The 24164-nt window shown below is 58.6% G+C and carries 21 protein-coding genes; 10 read left to right on the forward strand and 11 right to left on the reverse strand.

All coding sequences use genetic code 11. The features are described 5' to 3' along the window. The first annotated feature begins 360 nt into the window (after positions 1-360). The 8 genes from SIB38_RS04635 (at position 361) to SIB38_RS04670 (ending at position 7676) form a co-directional block, all read left to right on the forward strand. Entirely contained in the window at positions 361-1482 is a 1122-nt protein-coding gene (locus SIB38_RS04635; protein WP_294116611.1) for a hypothetical protein, read from the forward strand. A 20-nt stretch (positions 1483-1502) separates the two neighbouring features. Next, complete coding sequence (locus SIB38_RS04640) at positions 1503-1952, forward strand: hypothetical protein (RefSeq protein ID WP_294116610.1); 450 nt, start codon at positions 1503-1505, stop codon at positions 1950-1952. A 69-nt stretch (positions 1953-2021) separates the two neighbouring features. Further along, the gene (locus SIB38_RS04645) at positions 2022-3959 is read left to right on the forward strand and encodes an AAA family ATPase (RefSeq protein WP_294116609.1); all 1938 of its coding nucleotides are present in this window, start codon (positions 2022-2024) and stop codon (positions 3957-3959) included. 375 nt (positions 3960-4334) lie between these two features. After that, on the forward strand, positions 4335-4706 hold the full coding sequence (locus SIB38_RS04650; RefSeq protein ID WP_412551516.1) for a hypothetical protein: 372 nt from the start codon (positions 4335-4337) through the stop codon (positions 4704-4706). A 169-nt stretch (positions 4707-4875) separates the two neighbouring features. Continuing rightward, positions 4876-5391, forward strand: a complete 516-nt coding sequence (locus tag SIB38_RS04655; protein ID WP_294116607.1) for a hypothetical protein — start codon at positions 4876-4878, stop codon at positions 5389-5391. Between the two features lies 1 nt (position 5392). After that, positions 5393-6742 carry a DUF6638 family protein gene (locus tag SIB38_RS04660; RefSeq protein WP_294116606.1) on the forward strand — a complete coding sequence of 450 codons (1350 nt, stop codon included), beginning with the start codon at positions 5393-5395 and terminating at the stop codon, positions 6740-6742. Between the two features lie 3 nt (positions 6743-6745). Further along, positions 6746-7012, forward strand: coding sequence for a hypothetical protein (locus SIB38_RS04665; protein WP_412551517.1), 267 nt, complete (start codon positions 6746-6748; stop codon positions 7010-7012). 13 nt (positions 7013-7025) lie between these two features. Continuing rightward, a complete protein-coding gene (locus SIB38_RS04670) occupies positions 7026-7676 on the forward strand; it encodes a DUF1523 family protein (RefSeq protein WP_294116603.1) in 651 nt (216 codons plus the stop codon). Here the strand turns inward: SIB38_RS04670 and SIB38_RS04675 are convergent. The 6 genes from SIB38_RS04675 to SIB38_RS04700 all read right to left on the reverse strand — a co-directional run bounded on the left by SIB38_RS04675 (position 7673) and on the right by SIB38_RS04700 (position 15252). Next, the gene (locus SIB38_RS04675; RefSeq protein ID WP_294116601.1) at positions 7673-8545 is read right to left on the reverse strand and encodes a dimethyl sulfoxide reductase anchor subunit family protein; all 873 of its coding nucleotides are present in this window, start codon (positions 8543-8545) and stop codon (positions 7673-7675) included. The two genes, SIB38_RS04670 and SIB38_RS04675, sit on opposite strands and share 4 nt — an antisense overlap. Beyond that, a complete protein-coding gene (locus tag SIB38_RS04680; RefSeq protein ID WP_294116600.1) occupies positions 8545-9306 on the reverse strand; it encodes a 4Fe-4S dicluster domain-containing protein in 762 nt (253 codons plus the stop codon). The genes SIB38_RS04675 and SIB38_RS04680 overlap by 1 nt, the downstream gene beginning before the upstream one ends. A 70-nt stretch (positions 9307-9376) precedes the next feature. After that, entirely contained in the window at positions 9377-12199 is a 2823-nt protein-coding gene (locus tag SIB38_RS04685) for a molybdopterin oxidoreductase family protein (protein ID WP_294116599.1), read from the reverse strand. 20 nt (positions 12200-12219) lie between these two features. After that, positions 12220-13218, reverse strand: a complete 999-nt coding sequence (locus SIB38_RS04690) for a YeiH family protein (protein ID WP_294116754.1) — start codon at positions 13216-13218, stop codon at positions 12220-12222. Between the two features lie 145 nt (positions 13219-13363). Then, positions 13364-14119 (reverse strand): sulfite exporter TauE/SafE family protein, encoded by a 756-nt coding sequence (locus tag SIB38_RS04695; protein ID WP_294116598.1) that lies wholly within the window; start codon positions 14117-14119, stop codon positions 13364-13366. Further along, a complete protein-coding gene (locus tag SIB38_RS04700; RefSeq protein WP_412551518.1) occupies positions 14119-15252 on the reverse strand; it encodes a citrate/2-methylcitrate synthase in 1134 nt (377 codons plus the stop codon). Before SIB38_RS04700 ends, SIB38_RS04695 begins: the two co-directional genes overlap by 1 nt. 32 nt (positions 15253-15284) lie before the next feature. Between SIB38_RS04700 and SIB38_RS04705 the strand changes: the two genes are divergently transcribed. Further along, a complete protein-coding gene (locus tag SIB38_RS04705) occupies positions 15285-16136 on the forward strand; it encodes a phosphate acyltransferase (protein WP_412551519.1) in 852 nt (283 codons plus the stop codon). 14 nt (positions 16137-16150) lie between these two features. On the opposite strand, the gene pta is transcribed toward SIB38_RS04705, so the two are convergent. The 5 genes from pta to SIB38_RS04730 all read right to left on the reverse strand — a co-directional run bounded on the left by pta (position 16151) and on the right by SIB38_RS04730 (position 22683). Continuing rightward, the gene (gene pta, locus SIB38_RS04710) at positions 16151-17194 is read right to left on the reverse strand and encodes a phosphate acetyltransferase (protein WP_294116594.1); all 1044 of its coding nucleotides are present in this window, start codon (positions 17192-17194) and stop codon (positions 16151-16153) included. Positions 17195-17198: 4 nt separating this feature from the next. After that, complete coding sequence (xsc, locus tag SIB38_RS04715) at positions 17199-18980, reverse strand: sulfoacetaldehyde acetyltransferase (RefSeq protein WP_294116592.1); 1782 nt, start codon at positions 18978-18980, stop codon at positions 17199-17201. 114 nt (positions 18981-19094) lie between these two features. Further along, complete coding sequence (locus SIB38_RS04720) at positions 19095-20555, reverse strand: PLP-dependent aminotransferase family protein (RefSeq protein WP_294116591.1); 1461 nt, start codon at positions 20553-20555, stop codon at positions 19095-19097. Positions 20556-20600: 45 nt separating this feature from the next. Continuing rightward, positions 20601-21185: a GNAT family N-acetyltransferase gene (locus SIB38_RS04725; protein WP_412551520.1), complete on the reverse strand. Its 585-nt coding sequence runs from the start codon at positions 21183-21185 to the stop codon at positions 20601-20603. 97 nt (positions 21186-21282) lie between these two features. Then, positions 21283-22683, reverse strand: a complete 1401-nt coding sequence (locus SIB38_RS04730) for an aspartate aminotransferase family protein (RefSeq protein ID WP_412551521.1) — start codon at positions 22681-22683, stop codon at positions 21283-21285. A 404-nt stretch (positions 22684-23087) separates the two neighbouring features. Between SIB38_RS04730 and SIB38_RS04735 the strand changes: the two genes are divergently transcribed. Next, positions 23088-24086 (forward strand): ABC transporter substrate-binding protein, encoded by a 999-nt coding sequence (locus SIB38_RS04735; RefSeq protein ID WP_294116589.1) that lies wholly within the window; start codon positions 23088-23090, stop codon positions 24084-24086. Positions 24087-24164 lie beyond the last annotated feature (78 nt).

A 24164-nucleotide genomic window follows, 5' to 3' on the forward strand; every position in this document is an offset into this window, starting at 1 on the left:
GCCTGGTGGGTGACTTGGCTTGGCTTTCAATTGGCAAAGAGGCGTGATGCTTCCATTTAGACTTCGGTGTTTTTTGTGTGTTGCGGCGGGAGTTGCGTTGGCATTGAAGGCTTATTCCATTGCGCCCTGCTCGCTTGGCAGCGGCCCTTGTGACTCGGCAGGGCGTGCAGTGGCCTTCGTTGCGTTTCTCTTTGTAGTTTTTGGAGGAATCGGCCCGCTCTTCAATCGTTGGATGTGGAAGGTGACAAAGATGGCAGATAATCACTATCAGCTGGAGAAATGGCAGGATCGTTGCGACGGTCCTTCGGGACCTGCGATAATGTGGTTTTCTGGGATCAATCGTGATGGAAGTTTGAGACCTTGACTGACACAATCGAAGACCACACCGCTTTGATGGAGACCCGCGCGTCGCGGCGGTATTTTCAGAAGTTTGAGCGCATCACCGAGCATCTGACACAGGTGGCGGCGGCGCGCGCGGCTGAGGGGGCGATTGGGCAGAATGAGGTGGAAATCCTCACGCGCTATTTGGCGTCGATTGGCTACACTTTCAAAGCGTTGAGCATGAAGTACCTTCTGGTTGGGCGGCAGACCGGACAGTTCTTTGGCAGCCTTGCGATGGACGCGGTGGAGAGCGGCTTTCCGGTGTTCAACGAGCTGCTGGTCATGGCGAATGATGCGCAGCAGGCCGAAAGCCATTTGCGCAATATGCCAAGCGCGGAACAGCTCAAGGATGACATGCTGCGCGCCATCATTGGCGATCAGGAGATCCCGACGAAGCTGCAGTTCGCGCTGAGCCAACGGCTTTATTATGAGGAGCTTTTGAAAGGAGAGCTGTTCTGGGCGCAGAACCATCCGGAAGTGCGCTGGCAGGGCAATCTGTCGGAGCGGCGGCGTCAGTATCTGCTGCATTGGGCGGTTTATGACAGTCAGGTGAATTTGCCGACCATTTACTTGATGGACCTAGAGGACACCGGGCGTCGTGCTTTGCCCAAAGACGAGCGGCGCTGGCCGGAAGTGCAGGCGCATCTGATGGCGCAGGCGGTGGGCGGCTTGAAGTTGGTGACCATTGCCAAAGGGTTTGACGAGAGCTTTGACGACCTGCACCCGAAACGGCTGCGGCGTATCCATGTGGGGCCGATGTATTCGAGTGCCTTTACGCGGCAGTCGGGGCCGATCCGTGAGGTGCTGGAGGCCGCACGGGCGCCGGAAGGCGAAGATTGGACATTGGCCTGGACCACCGAGGATTTGGTAAGTGAGCGCGTTACCGATGAGCGCTCTGGCTGGTTTGGCACGGTGGAGCGGCAGGTCTTTGCCCTCGATCCCTTTGCGGGGCACGGCGCGGACACCGGGGCGACGAGTATGGAGCGGTCGATCATCCTGCCACAGCGGCCGTTTCAGGCGCTGGAAGAGCTCAACCCGCCGGGGTTTGGCAGCGTGACGAAATATGTGGTGAGCTCGCAGGGGCGGGTGTTGCGGTATTGAGACGGTTCAAGTGGATACTGATGGCGGGCTTATTGGCCTTGGTGGTCGGAGAAACTCTGTTCCTGTCGAAGCCAAAATTGGACCGAACCGACGTGTTTTGGGCCTACGCAAATTACTATTCGTTGGCGGAGTTTGAAGGCTGGGCCTTGCAAAATAGCTTTGTCGCCGAGAACGATTTTTTCGATCCTTTGACTGGGAAGTGGCGTTTTCCCTGTTCGATGCGCCCAGTGGGCTGGATGCTGGAGAAACCCAATGCAGCAATTTGCTTCAGCCGGGTTGTCGAGGAAAGTGCAGGCACGTCCAGTGAAGTGATTTTGGCATGCGTATCCAGCGAGGATTATCGGTACGATAGCATTGCGATTGCGCACGTGGACAAATCCTGGCCCGCCGGAACTTGGGAAGGAGAGTTGTTGCCTGAAGACTATGGCCAACGAAAATGGTGTGAGTTTGAAGCCGCGGTACAAAGATAGTCAGTGAACAATTGGCCGTTCTATCGGCTTGAGGAATTTAAAAAGATGAAGTTTGGGGTGGAGATTTAGATGAGCCTGACAAGTGATCAGATGGAGCTGCGCGAAGAGGATATTCGCAAGCATTATGATGCGGCGGTGGGGATGCTGGACGGCTTTGATCACACGCCGCGAATTGCCAAGGGCAAGGACCCTGTGGCCGCCCCGGAGCGGTCCAGCGGGATTGGCACGCGGCGGCGCTTTCGCAGCACCACGCCGGGGTTGGTGACACGCTCAACCGCGCGGCCGGAAGGCGTGCATCTGGTGGAGCGCATTGAGGGCGCGGGGGGGGAAGATCCGCTGGTGTCCCCTATTCAAGCCAATGTGCTGCACGGGATGCGGCGGGCTTTGGCGATTGCTTTGGCGGTGGGTGAAAACTTCGCCGAGGCCTCCGGTTTGGCGGATTTGAAGCGGGACAATCTCGCAGGCGCGCTGGGCGCGGATAAGAAGACGGCGTTTTCCGAATTGTTGGCAGCGGAGGCTTTGGCGGTCAGCTATGTGTTTGCCAATGCAACCTCGTTTCTGCTCGCGCCACTGCTGGGCGAGACGCAGGTTGAAGTGGGCGAAGTTGAAGAGGTGCTGACCGACAATGCGCAACTGGCGTTGCATGGCGCATTGTGGGAGTTGGATCAGGATATCGCTGCGCTGGTCTCTGATGAGGATCGGCTGGTCGCCTGTGTCTGTGCGTTTGCTGAGCAGTTGATGGAGAAGGTCGCCTTGCGGGCGCAGAATGCGCCGCAGCTTGCGGCTTTTGTTGGTGCCAGTTGGAAGGTTGAGGCCGACGATCTGACCATCAACGGGTTTACGCCAGCGCGGGCTGCGAAGGGTTCGACGCTGACCATGACCTTCAAGAAACCCAATGAGGTGGTCGGTAACCACATTGCAAAATACCAGGCGATGAAGCTCGCGAAAATGCTGATGGCTTATGATTTTGATCGGCGGCTCAATCCGTTTGCGGAGCTGGGCGGGTTCATCTTTACCTTCATGGGCGACGGCGCGCCGGGGACCGGGAAAACCACGCTCATTCAGATGATGGCGGGGCTGATCAACGACTATTGCCGGGTGGCGGGTTATGCCTTCCGCTATCAGAACTTTGGCATCGACAATATCGACAGCTATCAGGGCAAGTCGGGGCAGAACGCCAAGGCTTTTGTGCAGAATGTGCTCGACCCGCAAGTGATTGGCTTTGGCACCATTGATGACATCGACCAGATCGCGGGCAAGCGCGGGGATCGGCAGAGTTCGGCAGGGCAGCAGGAGGTCACGGCGGTGTTTATGGAGGCCTTTGCGGGCGCCAACACCGTGGTGCGCGGCAACTGCACCTTTGGCATGTTCTCCAACTATCCGGAGAACGTAGACGACGCGCTGCGTCAGCGGGCCGGGGCGCGGTTCTTGGTGGATGGGCCGCAGACGCGGGAGGATTACATCGACATCCTCGCTCTGTTGATGGGCAAGAACCACGACATTGCGCTGGGTGATCATGAACTGTTTGAAGCACAGGCCATTCAGAAAGCTGTAGCGGCGAGCTTTGAGAGCCACAACCGGCCACATGAGGAAGGCTTGCTTAACGTTTTCGACAAGGTTCATGCTCAGGTAGGCGAGTTGGACACCATTGCTAAGATGGGTACGTATCTGAAGGCCATTCAGGAGGCTGATCCGCGCTTTACGGGGCGGGCGATCAAGAACATTACTGACGCTGTGAAGGTGCGGGCGATGGACTTTGAATTGCCGGACGCATGGATGGAAAATCCAGAGCTGTTTTTGGCCAAAGACTACGACACCAAGAAGGCCATGATAAACGAACTGCGGGTGCCGATCACCACCGACATGGTGGTGCAGGAAATCAACCGCTATGCGGACAGTGAGTTCCGCTATGCCGATAAATCCGACGAGGTCGCGATCTCCAATATGGTGCGCGACATGCAGCGGTCCGAGGCGGCGAAGCGGCGGTATCTGGAGGGCAAAGGGTGAGTTGGACTGCGGTGCCTCTCCTATTGATGGTCAGCTTTTGCATGTGTCGCTTGACTCGTGTGGCACTGCCCAAAAATCTGTGGCTTTGGGCGCTGGCAGGTGCGCTGTCATGCGTGTTCATCGCAAGTGGCGCTGCCTTCATCGAACTTTATCGTGTTGGGGTTTGGAATTGGGACACAGGTGTTCTGCACGCGTGCGTTTACTTCGATTGGTGCCCAAGGGACTTTGCGTACCAAGTGTTTAGGGAGGCGATGTTCCTTCTCGTGCCCTTTGTAACGCTTGTCTTAGCAGTCCAACGCGACGCAAGCTGGCCATCCGGAGTGGCAAAATGAACCCGATTGACGCCCAACTTTGCGGGGGAGAGCCTTTGTGTTTGTGATCGACAGCATCGGTTTTTTCAACACGGCGGTGCCGCTCGGCGTCTTGGCGCTGTTGGCGGTGCTGTTGCCGCGTGTGCTGGTGGATCGTGAGACGCGCTCTCATGGCAAGGTGCTGCACGGAATTGCGCTGTCTGCGGCGTTTTTGGTGGCGATTGGGTTTATGATTTCGATAGGTCTCACCCAGATGCGCGGGTTTGAGGCCGTGGGGCATTTTGAGATTGATCCGCTGGGTGCGGCCTGGGTGCATTTGAGACTGTCGCTGATGGCGGCGATTGTCTGGGCGCCGATTTTGGGGCTGGCCTGGTTTGGCCATGCGCAGGGTGTGGAAGCGCGGCGCGGGCAGGATAGTGCGGCAGTGGAGCGGTGAGCATGGAGATGAGGGCCGCGCCCGACCTGGTGGGCGCTTTGGATTGTTTTGGAGTTGGTGATTTGGCGCAAGGAGCGCAGGTGTTTGTGTGTGTTGTGGACGGTGCAAACGCGCCCTCCGGGGGGAGGTCGGGCGCGGCCCGACTTAAGGCCGGGCGGGAGGTTAAAAAGTGACAGAAATCAGCAAGTGGTTAGCAGCAAACCAAGCACTACTAGTTTCGTTGGGGATACCGGTTTTTACAGTTTTCGTCGGCTTTTTTGGCAGTTATTTGGTTCACAAATCCAAAGCTGACGAAATTCGATTGGCCGGTAGAGTAAAGCTCTCGGAGTACCGGAAAGAAAACTTCGATGAGTTGATCAAACAAGTGGACCGAATTTATGCTTTAGTTGAGTCCATTTGCTTTCGGAACGCTTCGAATGAAGGTCTCAGCGAAGAGGATGTCAAGAAAGGCATGTCAGAGATGGTGCTGATTTCATGGGAAATTGCATCGAGAATCCGCGCTAAAGTTGTTGATCCAGAAGAGTTCGATCAAGCGGTTTTGGGCACAATTACACATCTATTTGGCGGTAATAGTGAAGATAGTGCCATTGGAGTGGTTCAAGTTCCGGAGTTTAGAGCACTTTGTCGGGCGATTGTTCGTGCTGAGTGGGAGCTTATTGAAAGTGAATTAAAGAGGTTGGCCTAAAATGCATAGACTGATCCAACGCGGCCTGATGTTTGGCAACCTGATCGAGGTGGCCTCGCCGGTTTTGGTGGAGCGCTATAACCGGGCGCTGAAACATCTGACGGGCAAGACCACCAATCTTACCGATTTCCACATCGATATCTCGGGTTATTCGCCGGAGATTGGCGACGAGCTAAACGATCATCTCTACCTCAATCACGGGGGCTGCAATCGGCAGTTCATCCTGCTGACCACGGATCAGAAATCCGCGCCGCTGTTGAACATCAAGTTCTCCACCAGCCGCGATATTCTGCGGCATTTCATTGAGGAAAACGAGCCTCAGCTCTTTGCTCTGACCGCGCGGGATGCCGTCGCAGGCGAGTTGGTGAATTCGGTATTTTCCGTAAGCCAGCCCGGCAAGCTGATGGACATTCGCAAGGTCACGATTGAGGCGGACACGACTGAGGGCACGCTGCGCGATGCGGAGAAGCTGGGCGAACTGGCGGATCGGTTCAAGCAGGAGGAAGACGGCTGGTTTGATGATGTGCTGATTGCTGACATGATCACGCTGGCAATACGCACTGGCGATGTGACGCGCAATCCGGTGAAGCTCAAACATATGGAGTTTGATCAGCAAGACTATTGGACCGCGCATTATGGCGGGGTCTACCTGTTCCGCGGCTTGGCGCATCCAGCGGTGATCACGGCGGGTGACAAGGCTGACCTGGGCAAGCTGCCGATCAAATACACGTTTGATTTCAAAGACCGAAATCAGATCGCGAAGTTTCTGGACTACAACGATCTGGCCGAGCCTATTGTGAAAGCGCGGGGCGTGGATGGCGCGGCGATTTTGCGCCAGAAGATGGATTTCATCGTTGTGGACGCGGCGCAGGAAGCCGGCGTGGACCTTACTGGGGCAACGCGCAGCGACATTCGCCGTCTGGCGCGACAGCATGCGGAGCAACTGCCGCCTGAATACCATGAGCTGCGTAAGATGGTGGATTGGGCGGAAAGTGATGGCAAATGGCCGAAGATCACCAGCGATCACCCCGCCTATTTCTACACGCTGCGGGCCACAGACACGGATCAGCGCGATCTGGTGAATATGCTGCTGGCAGAGTTGGCGCCCAAGGACATCCGGCAGCTGTTTATCTGCCACAAGGAGGTGTTTTATCGCCTCTATCAAGGCTGGTCAGAGACCAAAAAAAGCTTTGTGGCGGATTTCCTGGAGCGGGAGTATCAGGTCGACAAGGTTGGCGCGCGCGAGGCTCTGTTTGGCTTTGACGCACCACTGGAGATGCCCCGTGTGACGCGGCGGGCGTCTGAGGATATGATCGCACGGGTTGGTCCGTGGGGCGCGGTGAGGAGGTAGATCATGTTTGCATTGGCAAGATTGTCGGTCGTGGGCTTTGTCGTGCTCACCATTGTCTACATCTGTCTGTCGCTCTACTCGCGCGCCAAACGGCGCGACAAGCTTGAGGCGGAATGGGACCGTGAGGGTATGAGCGGCGACCGGGATGCCTTTGTAGAGCAAGGGTTGCAGGACTATGACGGCTCTTTGCGTCGCAAATTGATCTGGGGTGTCTATATCATCCCTGTGACCATCGTGATCGCGTTGATCTACTTTATGAATTTCCACTAGGGGGACCAAAGACATGGTCTATGTGAAATGGGGCTTTTGGACGCTCTTCTGGCTGTTTGTGGCGGCGTTTTTTCATTACACACTGCCGCAGCACGATGTCGTGCGGATCACCGACACCTATGAAAAGCGGATCGATTTTGGCGAGAACTCGATTTTCTGGGCCAAAGAAGACAGTGGCAATGCAACCGGCAACGTGAATCGCGATGTGTTTTTCATTCAGACCAAGTTTCCGAATGAAAAGGTGATGGTCTATCGCAACGAAGATACGTCCGCCGGGTGGCCGCCGTACTTCAAGTTTGACACCGCCAATTTGCAGGCCGAAGCGGCGGATATGAAGTCGTCTGCGGACGCGCCGCAATGGGTGGCTGTAAAGCACTACGGCTGGCGCAATGAGTTCCTATCGATCTACCCAAATGCCGTGGGAGTGAAAGCCGTAGAAGGGTCAGATGTGACCTTTATTCCATGGTTGAACATCCTGATCCTGACCGTGTTTTTCGCTTTTGTTTGGGCGATTTACGTGCGTTGGCGGCGCTTCCGTCAGGCGCGGATTGATCCGGTGCTTGAGGACATGGGAGACAGCCTGGAAGCAGCAGGCGACAATCTGGCTGAGAAGCGCGGGCGGTTCCGCGCCTGGCTGGACACCTGGCGCGGGAAGGCGCGTTAACGCATGCCGTAGTAGAGGCCGACCACGTGCTCGGCCTCTGCAAAGAACAGCCAGCGCGAGGTTGCGACACCTGCGACGTGGCTGAGGACTGCGATGATTGCCAAGACGTGGCTGAAGGGCAGCAGCAGGCAGATGATGGGCAGCACGAAGGTGAGCCCAAAAGCGATGCGGCGCAGTTTTTGCGCGTGTTTCCGGCCAATGACGTAGATGAATTCTCTCACCAGATAATTGGGCGCGGTGTGGGGATGTGCCATGGAGCGCACCGTGCCGCGCTCGCCTAATCCCGTGGCCGTGCCAAGGTCGGTGCCGCTGTCAGATAGGGCCGCGTCACCACGTTGCCACCAGATGAATTGGAAGATCGCGGCGATCACAAGCAGCAGGATGGCCATGTTCACGAGACCCGAAAGCAATGCGCCTCCAGCCAGAGAGAAACTCAGGTAAAGTGCTGGCGTCAAAGGGGTTTTCCAGCGTGGCACAGTTTCGAGCTGGGCGTAGATCATTGAGGTGGTGAAGACGGTGAACAGCGATAGGGCGGCACCGATCAGACCCAATGCGGTGGCGTTCATTTCAAGGAAAATCAGCGATATCGCGTGTAGCCCCATAAAAAGAAGGGCGAGGATGGCGCTGACTCCTTCGCGTGATAGCCAGCTGCTGCGCCATTGGGAGAGGGCGCGCCAGGCGCGTTCAGGGTGGCCGAGGTGGAAGGTGGAGGAGATCAGGCCACCAACGGACAGGGCGTAAGCAATTGCAAAGAATACAAAAGCTGTGAGGCCGGTGGGTGGCGTCGGATCAATGCCAAGCCAGAACAGGAGGCCGAAGCCAAGGCCGGAGAGCGTTGAGAAGACGATAACGGATGGGGCTGGATGCATCAGGCGGTCCCTCCGGGCAGTTTGTCGAGGGCCTTGTCGAGCCAGCCGAGGAAGCCTTGGGGTTCTTCGGCAACGGGTTCCAGAAGTGGGGCCAAAAGGCTTTGGTCGTCCCAGGAATCTTTGAGGCGGGGTGGCAGATATTTGTTGACGGGCAAGGTGCCCATTTCCGGCATGAGGTCAAATCCGCCTCTGGATTCAACAAGTTGGCTGACGTCAGATTTGGGATCGGACAGGTCGCCAAAGTGTCTTGCACCCGCTGGGCAGGTGCGGACGCAGGAGGGGATTTGATCCTCTTCCGGCAGGTTTTCGTTGTAGATGCGATCCACACAGAGGGTGCATTTCTTCATCACGCCTTCGGCTTGATCCAACTCGCGCGCGCCATAAGGGCAGGCCCAGGCGCAGAGGCCGCAGCCGATGCAGTGGTCTTCGTTGACCAGCACAATGCCATCCTCAACGCGTTTGTAGCTTGCGCCGGTGGGGCAGACTGTGACGCAGGGGGCATTTTCGCAATGCAAACAAGACTTGGGAAAGTGTACGGTCTGCGCGCTGCCTTGCTCTGGCTGCACCTCATAGCTGTGTACGCGGTTCAGAAATGTGCCCATGGGTTCGGTGCCATAGGGGCGTTGATCAGACAGCGGCGCGCCGTAGTTTTCGGTGTTCCAGCCTTTGCAGGATATCACGCATGCGTGGCAGCCGACGCAGGTGTCCAGATCGATCACAAGGCCGAGGGTGCGGTCGGTTTTGGCGGGTAAATCGGTCATTTTTTCACGTCGGTATTGCGTCGGTATTGCGACTGTATCGCGGAGGTGCGGATTTTGAGGCCTTGATGTCTCATTTGCCTACTTTCCATTCCAAATGATCCGGGCCTTGGGGCACTGGTGACTTGATAGGATCAAAGGCCGGTTGGCTCTCTTCAGGCGCATCCGCTTTCGCGATTTTCACGCGCAGGTCGAACCACGCGGCTTGGCCTGTGATGGGGTCCGAGTTGGCCCACCGCAAGCCGTCGCCTTTGGGCGGCAGCAATTCATGGATCAGATGGTTGAGCAGGAACCCTTTGTTGGCCTCCGGCGCGTCCTCAGAAAGCGCCCAGGCGCCTTTGCGTTTGCCAATGGCGTTCCAGGTCCAGACGGTGTTCTCGTTGAGAGCCGCCTGATGGGCCACAGGCACTGTGATCTCGCCGTGGGCAGAGGTCACGCGGGCCCAGTCGCCCTCGGCAAAGCCGTGTTTCTTCCAGAGTTTGGTTGGGAGGTAGAGCGGGTTTTCGCCGTGTAACTGGCGCAGCCAAGCGTTTTGGGTGCCCCAGCTGTGATACATCGCCATTGGGCGTTGGGTGAGGGCGTGCACGTTCAACTCGTCTGGATCAACACGGGCGTCCTCCAGCGGCGCGTACCAGATGGGCAGCGGCTCCATAACCTCCTTCAGACGGTCGCGCAGATGGTCTGGAGGCTGGATGTCACCATGTCCTTCGGCGGCACGTTGGAATTTGCGCATTGGTTCCACATAGAGCTGGAACAAGAAGGGTTGGGGGGCGTCATAGAGCCCAATGCCAACGGCCCAGTCTTGGTAGTGCTGATTCCAAGGTTTCATGTAGAGTGCGTTGTCCGGCACGTGTTCGATGGCAAAGCCACCGTTGGCAATGTACTCTTCAAGTTGATTTGGATTGACTTTGCCGCGGCCAAATTGGTCGCCGTTTCCACGGAAACCAGCAAGAGGACCCACGCCAGGGCGGCGTTCGTGGTTCACGATGTAATCGGCGTAGTCTTTCCACTTGGCGGTTCCGTCTTCTTTGAGAAAGCCAGGCAGGCCAATACGTGCGCCAAGTTCGATCAGCACCGATTGGAAGCCGCGCACGTCGCGATCTGGTTCAATCACCGGCCAGCGGATGGCGTCGGCCGCGCCGTCCGCTTCGCAGATTGGGCGGTCCAATAGCGAAATACAGTCGTGGCGTTCCAGATAGGTGGTGTCGGGGAGGATCAGGTCGGCATAGGCGACCATTTCGGAACTGTAGGCATCGGAGTAGATGATGCGTGGGATGCGGTAGCCGCCGTCGTCGTTGCGGTCGGTCAGCATCTTGATCACGCCCGAGGTGTTCATCGAGGAGTTCCAGGACATGTTGGCCATGTACATGAACAGGGTGTCGATCGGGTACGGATCCTGTGCGTGGGCGTTGGAGATCACCATATGCATCAGGCCATGTACGGACATAGGGTTTTCCCATGTGAAGGCTTTGTCGATGCGACAGGCGGAGCCGTCCTCGTTGATCTGCAGGTCTTCGGGGCCACGCGGGAAGCCGAGGTGTGGACCGGCTAGTGGCTTGCCGGGACGGCCATAGCCGTGGGGTGTTGGGTGCGCCTCAACCGGCTTGGGATAGGGCGGCTTAAAACGGAAACCGCCGGGGACTTCGACGGTCCCCAAAAGGATTTGCAGCACGTGTAGGGCGCGGCACGTCTGGAACCCGTTGGAATGGGCGGAGATGCCGCGCATGGCGTGAAAGCTGACCGGCCGCCCCGTCATGGTTTTGTGGACCTCGCCGCGGAAGTCGGTCCACTCCTGCTCCAGCTCAAAGGCCTCGTCAAAGGCCACACGCGCCAGTTCAGCGGCGATGGTTTTGATTTTTCGGGCGGAGATGCCGGTTTTCTCGGCGACGTTTTCCGGTGCGTATTGCGGGTCGAGATATTTCTCAGCCATCAGGTGCATCACTGTACGGTGGGTGACACCGGCCTGACGGTAGGTGGCCGACAGATCTGGGCGCACGCCTTTCTTGTCAAAGGGTGCGGGCTTGCCGGTTTTGCGGTCAATCACCAGTTGTTTGCCATCCGCGTCGCGCATCAAAAGGCCGGTTTCGGCGTCCACCAGCACGGCGGCATTTGTGTATTGCGCGAGGTAGTGCAGGTCGATTTTGCCGGCCTTCATCAGCTCATGCACGAGGCTGAGGATGAAGAGGCCGTCGGTGCCGGGCGTGATGCCCACCCATTCATCCGCAACGGCGTTGTAGCCGGAACGCACAGGGTTCACGCCAATGACTTTGGCACCGCGGGCTTTGATCTTTCCAATGCCAGCTTTGATTGGGTTGCTGTCGTGGTCTTCGGCGACGCCAAAGATCATGAAGAGTTTGGTGTGGTCCCAATCCGGTTGGCCAAACTCCCAAAAAGCCCCACCCATGGTGTAGATGCCCGCCGCTGCCATGTTGACGGAGCAGAAACCGCCGTGGGCCGCATAGTTGGGCGTGCCAAAGTGCTGTGCCCAGAAGCTGGTGAAGCTTTGGGATTGGTCGCGGCCGGTGAAGAAGGCCAATTTGTGCGGCGCGGTTTCATGTAGCTCGGTAAGCCAACCGACAGCTGTGCTCATGGCCTCTTCCCAGCTGATCTCCTCATACTCGCCGGAACCGCGTGGGCCGACCCGTTTAAGGGGCTTTTTCAGGCGAGACGGCGCGTTGACCTGCATGATGCCGGCGGAGCCTTTGGCGCAGAGCACGCCTTTGTTCACCGGATGGTCGCGGTTGCCTTCGATATAGGCCACTTGTTTTTTGCCATCGGGGCCGTCCTTCATGTGCACGTTGATGCCGCAGCGACAGGCGCACATGTAACAGGTCGTCTGACGTATCTCGTCAGAGACTTTCGGACTGGTGTTGAGGTCGGGTTGCTGGAACGTCATCTGGCCTCCCTTGGGCGCGTTTATCCGGTGAGCAAGTAAATCCCCGCGAGAATGAAGCCTGCGATGAAGAGGGTTTCGACAAAGATGAGCGCGATGGCTGCGCCGCCGACGCCGAGCACCTGTTTGAGGTTGGTTTTCATGCCCACAGCCGCGACGGCGGTGAGCAGGAGATAACGAGAGGTTTCGCCCAGCAGGTCAGAAAGAAAGGCGGGAATGAAACCAAGCGAATTCAGAGCTGCGAGAGCAAGGAAACCGACCACAAAGCCCGGCAAAACTGGCGGGCGCTCGCCGGATGTGGGGGCTTCAGCAAAGGTGCGGATCAGCATGGAGGTGATCAGAACCACTGGGGCCAGCATGGCGACTCGGATCAGCTTGACCAGTACGGCGGTGTCGCCTGCCTCTTGGCTGATAGAGAAGCCGGCACCAGCAACCTGGGCGACATCATGGATGGTGCCGCCAAGGAAGACGCCCGCCATTTGATCGTTGAGCCCGAAGACTTCCACCAACGGCGGATACGCGATCATGGCAATGGTGGACATAACGGTGACGCCCATGACGGTGAAGAGCAGGCGTTCCTCAGAACGGGCGTCTTTGGGCAAGATTGCAGCCACGGCCATGGCAGCAGAGGCGCCGCAGATGGCAACGGAGCTGGCAGTGAGCGTAGAGAAGCGCCATTTGTGACCGAACAAAGGGGCTACGAGCAGACCAAAAAGGATTGTCGCCACCACGCCGAGGATGATGAGCAGCAACAGTTGCCAGCCCAGTTCCATGACCATCATCGCTGAAATGCGGGCGCCAAGCAGGGCCACGCCCAAGCGGAGTACTGTTTTTGCGGCAAAGCCAACGCCCTCAACGGTGCGGCCTTCCTCGCCCAAAAAATTGAGGGCAATGCCAAACAGCAGGGCAAGCAACATGGCGGGGGCGCCATGGTGCTCAGACAGCAATTGCGCCGTGGCCGCAACTGTGACGGCAACCGCAACGCCGGGGAAATAACGGGCAAAATCCGCGCGTAGACGCATTTTGATCTGCGTAAGGCGGTCAGGTTGGGAGCTTGTTCTGTCTGCTTGGGTCACGCGCGGAAATCCTTCTTTGCAGAAGCTGTGGCAGATTGAGCGTGTAGGTCAAGGACGTGTTGCGTACGTGCCGTAAAGTCAGGGATGTTGGTCATGCACCAATCCCCTGACGGAGGATCCCCAGCGTCGCCAATCCGATCAGCAGGCAGAGGCAAAACGGTTTGTAATATGGCTCCCACGCGGGGCGGAAGAGGGACTTACCGGCGATAACTCCCAGAGCGGATGCCGGTGCTAATGCAAGGCCGCGCAGGGCGGACTCGGTGTTCATCACGCCAAAATAGGTCAAGGTTGCCAGTGAAATGACGGAAGACGCAAAGAGGAACATCACCAGAGAGGCGCGCATTTCGCGGGCGGGGGCGTTGGAGGCTAACACATAGAGCGCAACGACCATGCCGCCAACACCGGCCAGGCCGGTCACGATGCCCGCCAAAATGCCCGATCCCCAGAGGCCTGGCCGTGTGGCCAAGACCGGCAGGCGCAGTTTGGCGAGCTGCGTCGCGGCAAGCACAACAATCACGCTTAAAGCTACCAATTTGGAGGTGTCGACCGGCAGGGACTGGGTTAAGCTGAGACCTATGGGCAGGCCAAACGCCGAGCCTAGCACCAGCCCGGTGACCACGCGGCGGTTGGCGTCTTTCATACCGCCGCGCACCATCAGTAGGGAGGCGGTCATCTCCTGAAACCAAAGGATGGGGATCAGTGTTATGGGGGCGAGAAACATCACGGCGATCGCCATAACAACCGCAGATAAGGCAAAGCCTGAAAACCCGCGCACCATACCGGCGACGAAACAAATCAGGATGAGCCAAACAAAGTGGTCAGTTGGCAGGGCGAGGGCGTCGATCATCAACGGTCTTTCATCGGGGTATAAGGGCGCATGTCAGGGCCGTTATAGAGCGTCAGTGGCCGGATGAGGATGTTGCTTTCTTGTTGGTCGATACACTGGATGATCCAGCCCGGCATGCGGCCGATTGCGAAGATTGGCACATAGAGATCCATCGGGATGCCGTGCAACTGGTAGATCACGCCGGAGTAGAAATCGACGTTCACGTTGAGGCCATGGCGGGCGTAGGGCTTCATCGCTTCGACCACGCCTTGCAGGATTTCGTACCACTCTGGTGCGCCCATTTCTTCGCCAAGTTTTTTCACACCGTCGCGCATGTGGCGCGCGCGCGGGTCTTCGGCGCGGTAGACGCGGTGGCCAAAGCCGGTGACCGCCTCGCGGTTTTTGCGCTTGGCTTTGACGTAGGCGGCGGCGTTGTCGGGCGTACCGATCTCGTGCACCATTTTCATCACGTCTTCGGCTGCGCCGCCGTGGGCGGGGCCTGCCAAAGTGGACAGCGCGGTGACGACGCCGCCGTGCAGATTGGTGTCGGTGCCAATGGTGACGCGGGCGGCAAAAGAGCTGGCGTTGGCGCCGTGTTCGGCGTGTAGGATGAAGTCGACATCGGCCAGTTTGGCGGCGTCCTCGGAAGGTTTCTCTCCCTTGAGCATCCAGAGCCAGTTGGCTGCGTGGGACAGAGTCTTGTCCGCAGGGATCGGATCGCGGCCGTTGCGGATGTTTTCATGCGCGGCGATGATCATCGAGACTTGCGAGGTTAGGCGCAGGCCGTTGGCGAGAAAAGCTTCAGTGCCAGTGTTCTGGCTATCTGCCTCCAGTGCGGCGAGGGCGGAGACCGCGGTGCGCAGTACGTCCATAGGGTGGCCGTCTTTGGTGGCGCGGATGATGTCGAAGATTTGGTCAGGCAGCTCGCGGGCGGCCTTGAGCGCGGCGTCGAATTCAGCCAGTTGTGTCTCGGTGGGCAGCTCGCTGTGGATCAGCAGGTAGCAGACTTCCTCAAATGTAGACTGCGTGGCGAGGTCGTGGATGGAATAACCTCGATAGGACAGCTCGCCTTTGGCGCCATCGATATGGGAGACGCCAGAACGCTCGAAATAAATGCCCTTGAGGCCGCGGTTGATCTTGACGTTTTCGGTCACGGATGGCTCCTGTTGCGTATGCGGAGGTATACATGAAGTTTATGGATGCGCTGTCGGCCAAGGTGGCGGCGAAAAACGCGCGGGTGGTGTTCCCCGAACACAAAGAGCCGCGCACAGCCGAAGCCATGCGGGCGCTGGATCGGGATGGTCTGTGTCGGCCTATGACGCTTGGTGACAACACCGACCGCTACGTACAGGCGCTGATCGAGACGCGCGGTATGAAAGAGCGGATCGCCCGACGTCTTGTGGAGAAGCCGCTCTATCGGGCGGCGGCCATGGTTGCGGCCGGTGAGGCCGACGCGATGACTGCGGGTGCTGAAGCGCCAACGCGGCGTGTGATCGAAGCGGCCTCCATGTCGATTGGCTTGGCCGATGGGGTGAGCGTGCCGTCGAGTTTTTTCTTGATGAATTTCCCGGATGGCCGGTCGTTGGTCTTTGCCGACTGCGGTTTGACGGTGGACCCTGATGCCGAAGGATTGGCGGCGATTGCCACAGCCTCGGCGCGCAGCGGAGAAGCCTTGCTGGGTGAGGCGCGGGTGGCGTTGTTGTCGTTTTCCACCGGCACCAGCGGAGCGGGTGCCGGTGTTGACAAAGTGCGCGAGGCGGCCGAGTTGAGCGGTTTCACGGGGCCGGTGCAAGGTGACGCCGCGCTGATCCCCGACGTGGCCGCGCGTAAGGGCGCGGGGACCGGCGACGCAAATGTGCTGGTGTTCCCGAATCTGGATGCGGGCAATATCGCTTACAAATTGGCGGTTGCATTGGGAGGTGCGCAAGCCTTGGGGCCAATCCTGCAAGGGTTCAAAAAGCCGGTGTGCGACCTTAGCCGTGGGGCAAGCGCGCAGGATATTGTGGCCGCGACCGTTGTGACGCTGGCGCTGGATTGATGTAGGCGCGGGGGTCATGCGGCCCCCTCCGGCGCCTTTTGGGTCTGATCCAATGCATCAGATTGGGCGACGGTGACGGCAACCATGTGCAAAATATCCTCAGCGGAACATCCTCGGGACAAGTCATTGGCAGGTTTGGCCAGGCCTTGCAGCACCGGGCCAATGGCGGTTGCCCCACCAACGCGCTGGGCGATTTTGTAGCCTAGGTTGCCGGCATTCAGGCTGGGGAAGACAAAGACGTTGGCTGCGCCGCCAAGCGCAGATTTCTCGGCTTTTGACGCGGCGACCTCAGGCACAAAGGCGGCGTCGAACTGAAGCTCTCCGTCGATAATGAGATCAGGATCGGCGACTTTGGCCAGATGCGTGGCCGCCACAACCTTGGACACTTTGGGATGATCTGCGCTACCTGCCGTTGAGAAAGACAACATGGCGACGCGTGGCGTCTCGCCGGTGAGTGCCCGGTAAGACGCCGCCGAGGCACGAGCAATTTCGGCCATTTCATTTGCGTCAGGGTCCACAACAAGACCACAATCCGCAAAGATATGCGCGCCTTTTACGGTGTGGTGCTCCTTGCAGTAGAGCATAAAAAAGAACGAGGAGACCATCGCCGCATCCGGCGCTTTGCCGATGATTTGTAGGGCAGTGCGGACTGTGTCGGACGTGGTTTCGGCGGCGCCGCCGACGGTGCCGTGGGCGCGGCCGGTTTGCACCAGAAGGGCCGCATAGGTCAGTCTGTGACGGACTTGTGCGGAGGCTATTTCCGGTGTCATGCCTTTGTGGGCGCGCAAAGACACCAACGTTTCGCGGAATTCGTCAATCAGTGGGGAGGTGTTGGGGTCGTGGATCTCGATGTCGCCGGCAACTTCCTCAGGGGTCGTGCCGCAACTGGCGAGATTGTCTTCGATCTTTTGAGGGTCCCCCACCAGCAGCACGCGGGCCACTTTTTCTTTGCGGATCATGAGCGCAGCCTCAGCTACGCGGGGATCATCGCCCTCAGAAAGGGCGATGATTTTGTCAGAGCCGCTGGCGGCACCAAGTATCTGGCGGAGCGGCTTCAAGGGGTCAGCTTCCGGTCTGTTTGACCATGTCAGCCGCGTCGATACCGGCCACGGAAACAGGCTTTTTCATCGCGTCGCGGCGGAAGGGTTCACCCAGTTCCTGGTTGATCATGGCTTCGATCAGCGTTGTCTTGCCGTGGTTCATCTGATCGTCGATGGCTTTGTTCAACGCGGCGGTCAGCTCGTCCATGGTGCGGGCCACAACACCTTGCAAGCCACAGGCTTGCGCGATGCCAGCATAGGACACTTGGGTGTCCAGTTCGGTGCCCACAAAGTTGTCGTCAAACCACAGGGTGGAGTTCCGTTTTTCAGCGCCCCACTGGTAGTTGCGGAAGACGATTTGGGTCACTGCAGGCCATTCGCCGCGGCCGATGGCGGTCAGCTCGTTGACCGCGATGCCAAAGGCGCCGTCACCGGCAAAGCCGCAGACCGGCACATCCGGCTGGCCGATTTTGGCGCCCACGATGGCAGGCAGGCCGTAGCCGCAGGGGCCAAACAGGCCGGGGGCGAGGTATTTGCGGCCTTCCTCAAAGGAGGGGTAGGCGTTGCCGATGGCGCAGTTGTTGCCGATGTCGGAGCTGATGATGGCTTCGCGCGGCAGAGCGGATTGGATCGCGCGCCAGGCCATGCGTGGGGACATCCAGTCTGGTTTGTCGGCGCGGGCGCGCTCGTTCCAGGTTGTGCCCGGATCGTCATCTTCGTGGTCCATCGAGGACAGTTGCTGTGCCCAGGCGGATTTGGTTTTGGAAATGCGCGCTTTGCGCTCTTCGCGGCCTGCATCGCCTGCGGTGTCGGAGAGTTGCTCCAGAATGCCATTGGCCACTTTGGCGGCGTCGCCAACGATGCCCACTTCGACTTTCTTGGTCAGGCCGATGCGGTTGGGGTTGATGTCGACCTGAATGATTTTTGCGTCTGCTGGCCAATACTCCATGCCGTAGCCGGGCAGGGTGGAGAATGGGTTCAGGCGGGTGCCAAGGGCCAGAACAACGTCAGCCTCTTTGATGAGTTCCATGCCCGCTTTGGAGCCGTTGTAGCCCAGTGGGCCTGCAAACAGTGGGTGGTTGCCGGGGAAGGCGTCGTTGTGCTGATAGCCCACGCACACAGGCGCATCGAGGCGTTCGGCCAGCGCGATGGACGCTGGGATGCCACCTTCAGACAGGACCGTGCCGGCACCGTTGAGGATCACCGGGTTCTTAGCTTCAGACAGCAGTTTGGCCGCGTCTGCCACAGAAGACGTGCCGCCGGAGGAAGCCTCAAATTCGATGGGATCGGGCAGGTCGATGTCGATCACCTGAGTCCACATGTCCCGTGGGATGTTGAGCTGTGCCGGGCCACAGAGGCGCTTGGCTTGGGCAATCACACGGGTGAGGACTTCCGCAACACGGGACGGGTCGCGGACCTCTTCCTGATAGGCCACCATGTCTTTGAACAGCGCCATCTGCTCAACTTCCTGAAAACCACCCTGACCGATGGTCTTATTGGCGGCCTGTGGGGTCACCAGCAGCAGCGGCGTGTGGTTCCAGTAGGCGGTTTTCACGGCGGTCACGAAGTTGGTGATGCCGGGGCCGTTTTGCGCGATCATCATCGACATTTTGCCGGTGGCGCGGGTGTAGCCGTCGCTCATCATGCCAGCGGAGCCTTCGTGGGCGCAGTCCCAGAACATGATGCCCGCTTTGGGGAAGAGATCTGAGATTGGCATCATGGCGGAGCCAATGATTCCAAAGGCATGCTCGATGCCGTGGCGCTGAAGCACTTTCACAAAGGCTTCTTCGGTGGTCATTTTCATGAGGCAAACTCCATGCTGCGCCCGACTCTTTCGGTGGGCGTTCCTTTTGCATGGAAAGTACGAACTGCGGCAATTTGGCGTTAGGGCCAGATGGGGTGCCCGGATGTGTCCAGATCAGCCAGAGCCAAGCGCGCGGGCGATCCGGGCCACGCCCTCGGGGATGCGTTCGGAGGGAATGGAGGAATAGCCGAGGCGGTAGAAGTTCTTTGGTGGGGTTTCGCCGGTGAAAAACGAATGACCTGGTTCGATGAGGACACCTTCGGATTTGAGGATTTCTGCCAAGATTTCAGTGTCGACGTCGGGGTTGGCCTGCATCCAAAAAGATGAGCCGCCAAAGGCGCCTTTGCCCGCAACGGTCAGGCCTGATTGATCAATGGCGTCCTGCATGACGGCGCGGCGGGCTTTGAGGGCCTCGCGGATGCGGCGGATGAGGGCATCGTAGTGGCCAAGGGATAGGAAATACGCGGCAGTGCGTTGGATGTGGCCGGGAGGATGACGAATGACGGAGGCACGCAGGGCGCGGGCTTCTCGGATGAAGGCTTCGGAGCCGACCAGATATCCAAGACGCAGGCCAGGAAACAGCGACTTGGAGAAGCTTCCCACATAAATCACACGGCCTTCGGTATCGAGTGATTTCAAGGCCGGGGAGGGGGCGTCAAGGAAGGACATTTCAAATTCGTAGTCATCTTCGACCACCAGCGCGTCGATGTCGCGGGCACGCTCCAGCAAGGCGTGGCGGCGGGCCATCGGCATGGTGGCGGTGGTTGGGCATTGATGGCTGGGGGTGGTGAAAATCACGTCCGCTTCAGAGGGGATCAGGTCGGGGTTGAGGCCGTCGCGGTCTACGTTGATGGCGTCCACATGGCAGCGCGATTGGTTCAGAATGTCGCGCAGGGCGTGGTAGCAGGGGTTTTCGATTGCGGCCATGCGGCGCTGGGTCAGCAGCACCTGCGCAGCAATCCAGAGCGCGTTTTGGGCACCCAAGGTGATCAGGATTTCTTCAGGGCGGGCGATGATGCCACGACGGGGTAGCGTGTTGCGGGCGATGAATTCGACCAACTCGGGGTCGTCCTGATCATAGTAATCCGAAGTGAGCGCGGTGAAGTCTTTTTGGCCCAAAGCCTGCAAAGCACAGAGCCGCCAGTTGGCGTGATCAAAAAGACTGGGATCGGTTTGTCCGTAAACAAAAGGGTAGCGGTAGTTGGCCCAGTCTTTGGGTTTGTCCGGAGTGTCACCGCCGGTGAAGCGACGCCCCAAAGCGCGGGTCCAATCGATGCGGTCTTCGCGTGGTTTAGGTGGATCAAAAGATGGGGGAACCGGGGCGTTTTCGCTGACGTAGTAGCCGGATCGGCCACGTGAAGTCAGGTAGTCGTTGGCCAGAAGCTCGGTGTAGGCGAGGGTGACAGTGATGCGTGACACGCCGAGGTGGGTGGCGAGTTTGCGCGAGGACGGGAGTTTTTCGCCGCGACGGAAGCGGCCGGACAGGATGCCCTCTGCGATCAATTGCTGGATTTGCGCCTGAAGTGTGCCCTGAAAGCCGGGCGCGAGGAAGAAGGTTTCGACAGATATGGCCATGGGCGGGAGGCTATACTGGACTTATCGCGCTGGCAAACTGGACTTTCACGCTTGTGCCATGCGTGCCAGCTTGTGCTTAAGATTTGCGCGCACGGCGGGCCATTCGTGTTGGCAGATCGAATAGACCGCGGTGTCGCGCAATGTGTCGTTGGCCATGATCATGTGATTGCGCAGAACGCCATCGAATTTCTCGCCAAGACGTTCGATCGCGCGGCGTGATTGTTGGTTTAGAAAATGGGTGCGGAATTCTACGGCAATGCAGTCCAATTCTTCAAAGGCGTGACGCAGCATCAGCAGTTTGCATTCGGTGTTCATTGGGCTGCGTTGGGCCGCCGCGCGATACCATATGGACCCGATTTCCACCCGCCGGTTGGCTGCGTCGGCGTTCATAAAGGTGGTCATGCCAACGGCTTTGCCTGTTGGGTCGAGGATGGCAAAAGGCGTTATGCCTGAGGTCGCATTCCGCGCGTCGATGTTGGCCGGCACCTCTTCGGGTGTTGGCACCATGGTGTACCACAGGGAGGAAAGATCCCCGTCTGCGGAGGCTTCGGCCAAATCACTCGCGTGGTCCTGTGACAGAGGCGCCAATGACACATGGGTGCCGGTCAATGTGATGGGGGCAGGCCACATGGGTTTTCCTTTCACAGACACAAGCGCCACCTGCCCCGAGGGGCAAGCGGCGCGGGGTGACGGGGGAGGATGCCGTCACCGGACGTTGCAGTTCTGTTTAGCCAAACACTTTGGTCAGGGCGTTATCGACAGCCGTGGTGATGGCGTCGATGTCGTCTGCCGTGGCGATCAGGGCCGGGGAGAAGGCAATCACGTTGTTGCGGCCCGGCACGGAGCGGTTGGCTGCACCGATGATCACGCCTTGCGCGCCACAGTCGGCGACCACGGCGGCGATGTCGGCTTCGTCCACAGGCTCCTTGGTCTCGCGATCTTTCACAAGCTCACAGCCAAGGAACAGGCCTTTGCCGCGCACGTCGCCAATGACTTCGTGTCTCTCCATCAGAGCCTGCAGGTTGGCCATCATGCGCTCGCCCATGGCGGTGCAGTTTTCCAGCAGGCCTTCTTCTTCGATGATCGCCATGTTTTCCAGCGCGGCCGCAGGGCCAGCGGTACATCCGCCGAAGGTGGAGATGTCCCGGAAGTGGTCCAGCTTGTCGGACGCGTCGGATTTAAACAGGTCAAAGACCTCTTCGGTGGTGACCATGCAGGCGATGGCGGCATAACCGGAGGCCACGCCTTTGGCCATGGTCACGAAGTCCGGCTTGATGCCGTAGTGCTGATAGCCAAACCAATGAGTGCCGGTGCGGCCAATGCCACAGACCACTTCGTCGATGTGCAGCAGGATGTCATACTGTTTGCAGATTTCCTGCACCCGTTCCCAATAGCCTTCGGGTGGGGTGATGACGCCGCCACCTGCGGTCACAGGCTCAAGGCAGAGTGCGCCCACGGTGTCCGGGCCTTCCTTAAGGATGACCTCTTCGATCAGGTTGGCCGCAGCGATGCCGAACTCGCGCCCGGAGAGATGGCCGAGGCCAAGTTCGTCTTTGCGGTACTCCATACAGTGCGGCACGCGCACAAAACCCGGTGCAAAGGGGCCGTATTGCATGTTGCGTTCATCCTGACCGCCCGCGGACATCGCCGCCAATGTGGAGCCGTGGTAGTCGCGGTCGCGATAAAGGATTTTGTGTTTCTTGCCGCCGTATTTCTTATGCGCAATCTGACGGATCATCTTGAAGGCCTTCTCATTGGCCTCTGATCCGGAGTTGGTGAAATAGACTCGGCTCATGCCGGGCATTTTGTCGATCAGTTTCTCCGCATAAAGCGCGCCGGGTACGTTGCCCGCGGCATTGGCGAAGTAGCACATTTTCATCAGGTTGGCGTGCACGGCGTTTGCAATGCGCTCACGGCCGTAGCCGACGTTTACGGTCCAGACCGCGCCAGACACAGCGTCGATATACTCTTTGCCGTTCTGATCCCACACGCGCATGCCTTTGCCTTCGATGATGATACGAGGGTCGTTTGTTTCGAACGGCTTGTGCTGCACCAGATGATGCCAGACGTGGGCTTTGTCAGCGTTCACGACATGGCTAAGGTCGTTGTCTTTCAATGTGCCATCCATGGCGCGAGTCTCCCTGATTGAGAATCTACTTTAGATTGTTTTTCGGGCGCAAACTCCGCCCGCTACGTGGATTTCGGTGACATCCTCGCGACTTTTTCAAGCAGGTTTATAGGGCCAAAAAATTTGGCTCTGTAAGGCCAGTATTCCGACGGGCTGCGTCCACAAATCCGTGAAGAGGGCTTCAAATCCCTATTTTATAACGTTTTCAACCAAGTGGTCAAATTTAATTGGCGGGGCCAAGACACGGGTTCGTGACGTTGAATTGCTGAAAAAAACATTGATCGGTGCCCGAATTTCCGCTCCCCTCAAGGAGGACGCGCATTGCCGGTGATCAAAAAAGAGGCTCAAGGCCCGACGAACCCGGCTCGAATTTCGCGCCAGAATCGACAACGGGAGAAATGATTATGAGCTTGAAAACGACGCTGATGGGTGCGGCGGCCTCCACCGCTATGTTGCTGGGTGCGCAGGCAGCGATGGCCGACGAGATCACCGTGGCCTACTTCCTGGAGTGGCCGATGCCGTTCCAATACGCCAAGCAGACCGGCATGTATGAAGAAGCCATGGGCACCAAGATCAACTGGGTCAGCTTTGACACCGGCACCGCGATGAGCGCGGCGATGGCCTCTGGCGACGTGCAGATTTCTGTGAGCCAAGGTGTGCCACCGTTTGTGGTTGCAGCCTCTGCAGGTCAGGACATCCAGATCGTGGATGTGGCGGTGAGCTACTCTGACAACGACAACTGTGTGGTGGCCTCTGGTCTTGAGATTGACAAGGACAGCGCCGCTGAACTGGCCGGCAAGAAGGTGGCTGTGCCGCTGGGCACCGCGGCGCACTATGGTTTCCTCAGCCAGATGAACCACTTCGGTGTGGATGTGGCGTCTATGGAAGTGGTCGACATGGCACCAGCGGAAGGCGCTGCGGCACTGGCGCAAGGATCGCTGGACATGGCCTGTGGTTGGGGTGGCGCGCTGCGTCGCATGAAAGAGCATGGCAACGTGCTGTTGACCGGTGCGGAGAAAGAAGAGCTGGGCATTCTGGTGTTTGACGCCACTACCGCGCCTGCGTCCTACATTGCCGAAGAAGGCGAGATGCTGGCGAAGTTCCTGGCGGTGACCGCCGAAGCCAACGCAATGTGGGCGGATGAAGCCAACCACGCCAAGATGCTGCCGGTGATCGCGAAAGACGCGGGTATGGATGAGCAGTCCACCGCAGATACGCTGGCGACCTTCAAGTTCCCAACCGTGGACGATCAGTTGGGCGGTGCCTGGCTGGGCGGTACGGCGCAGGACTTCATGAAAGGTGTGGCGGGCGTGTTTGTGGGCGCAGGCTCCATTCCAAGCGCGCTGGACAGCTATGACGGCGCGGTCAACACCGGACCGCTGGAAGCTGCCAAAGGCATGTAAGCGCATGTAAGGACAAGGCCCGCACCTTTGGATGTGGGCCTTGTTTTCAATGATTTCCCAATGAGAACAGGCGGGACA

Origin of the sequence: Shimia sp. MIT910701 (assembly GCF_047126315.1) — a bacterium.
Classification (GTDB): Bacteria; Pseudomonadota; Alphaproteobacteria; order Rhodobacterales; family Rhodobacteraceae; genus Shimia.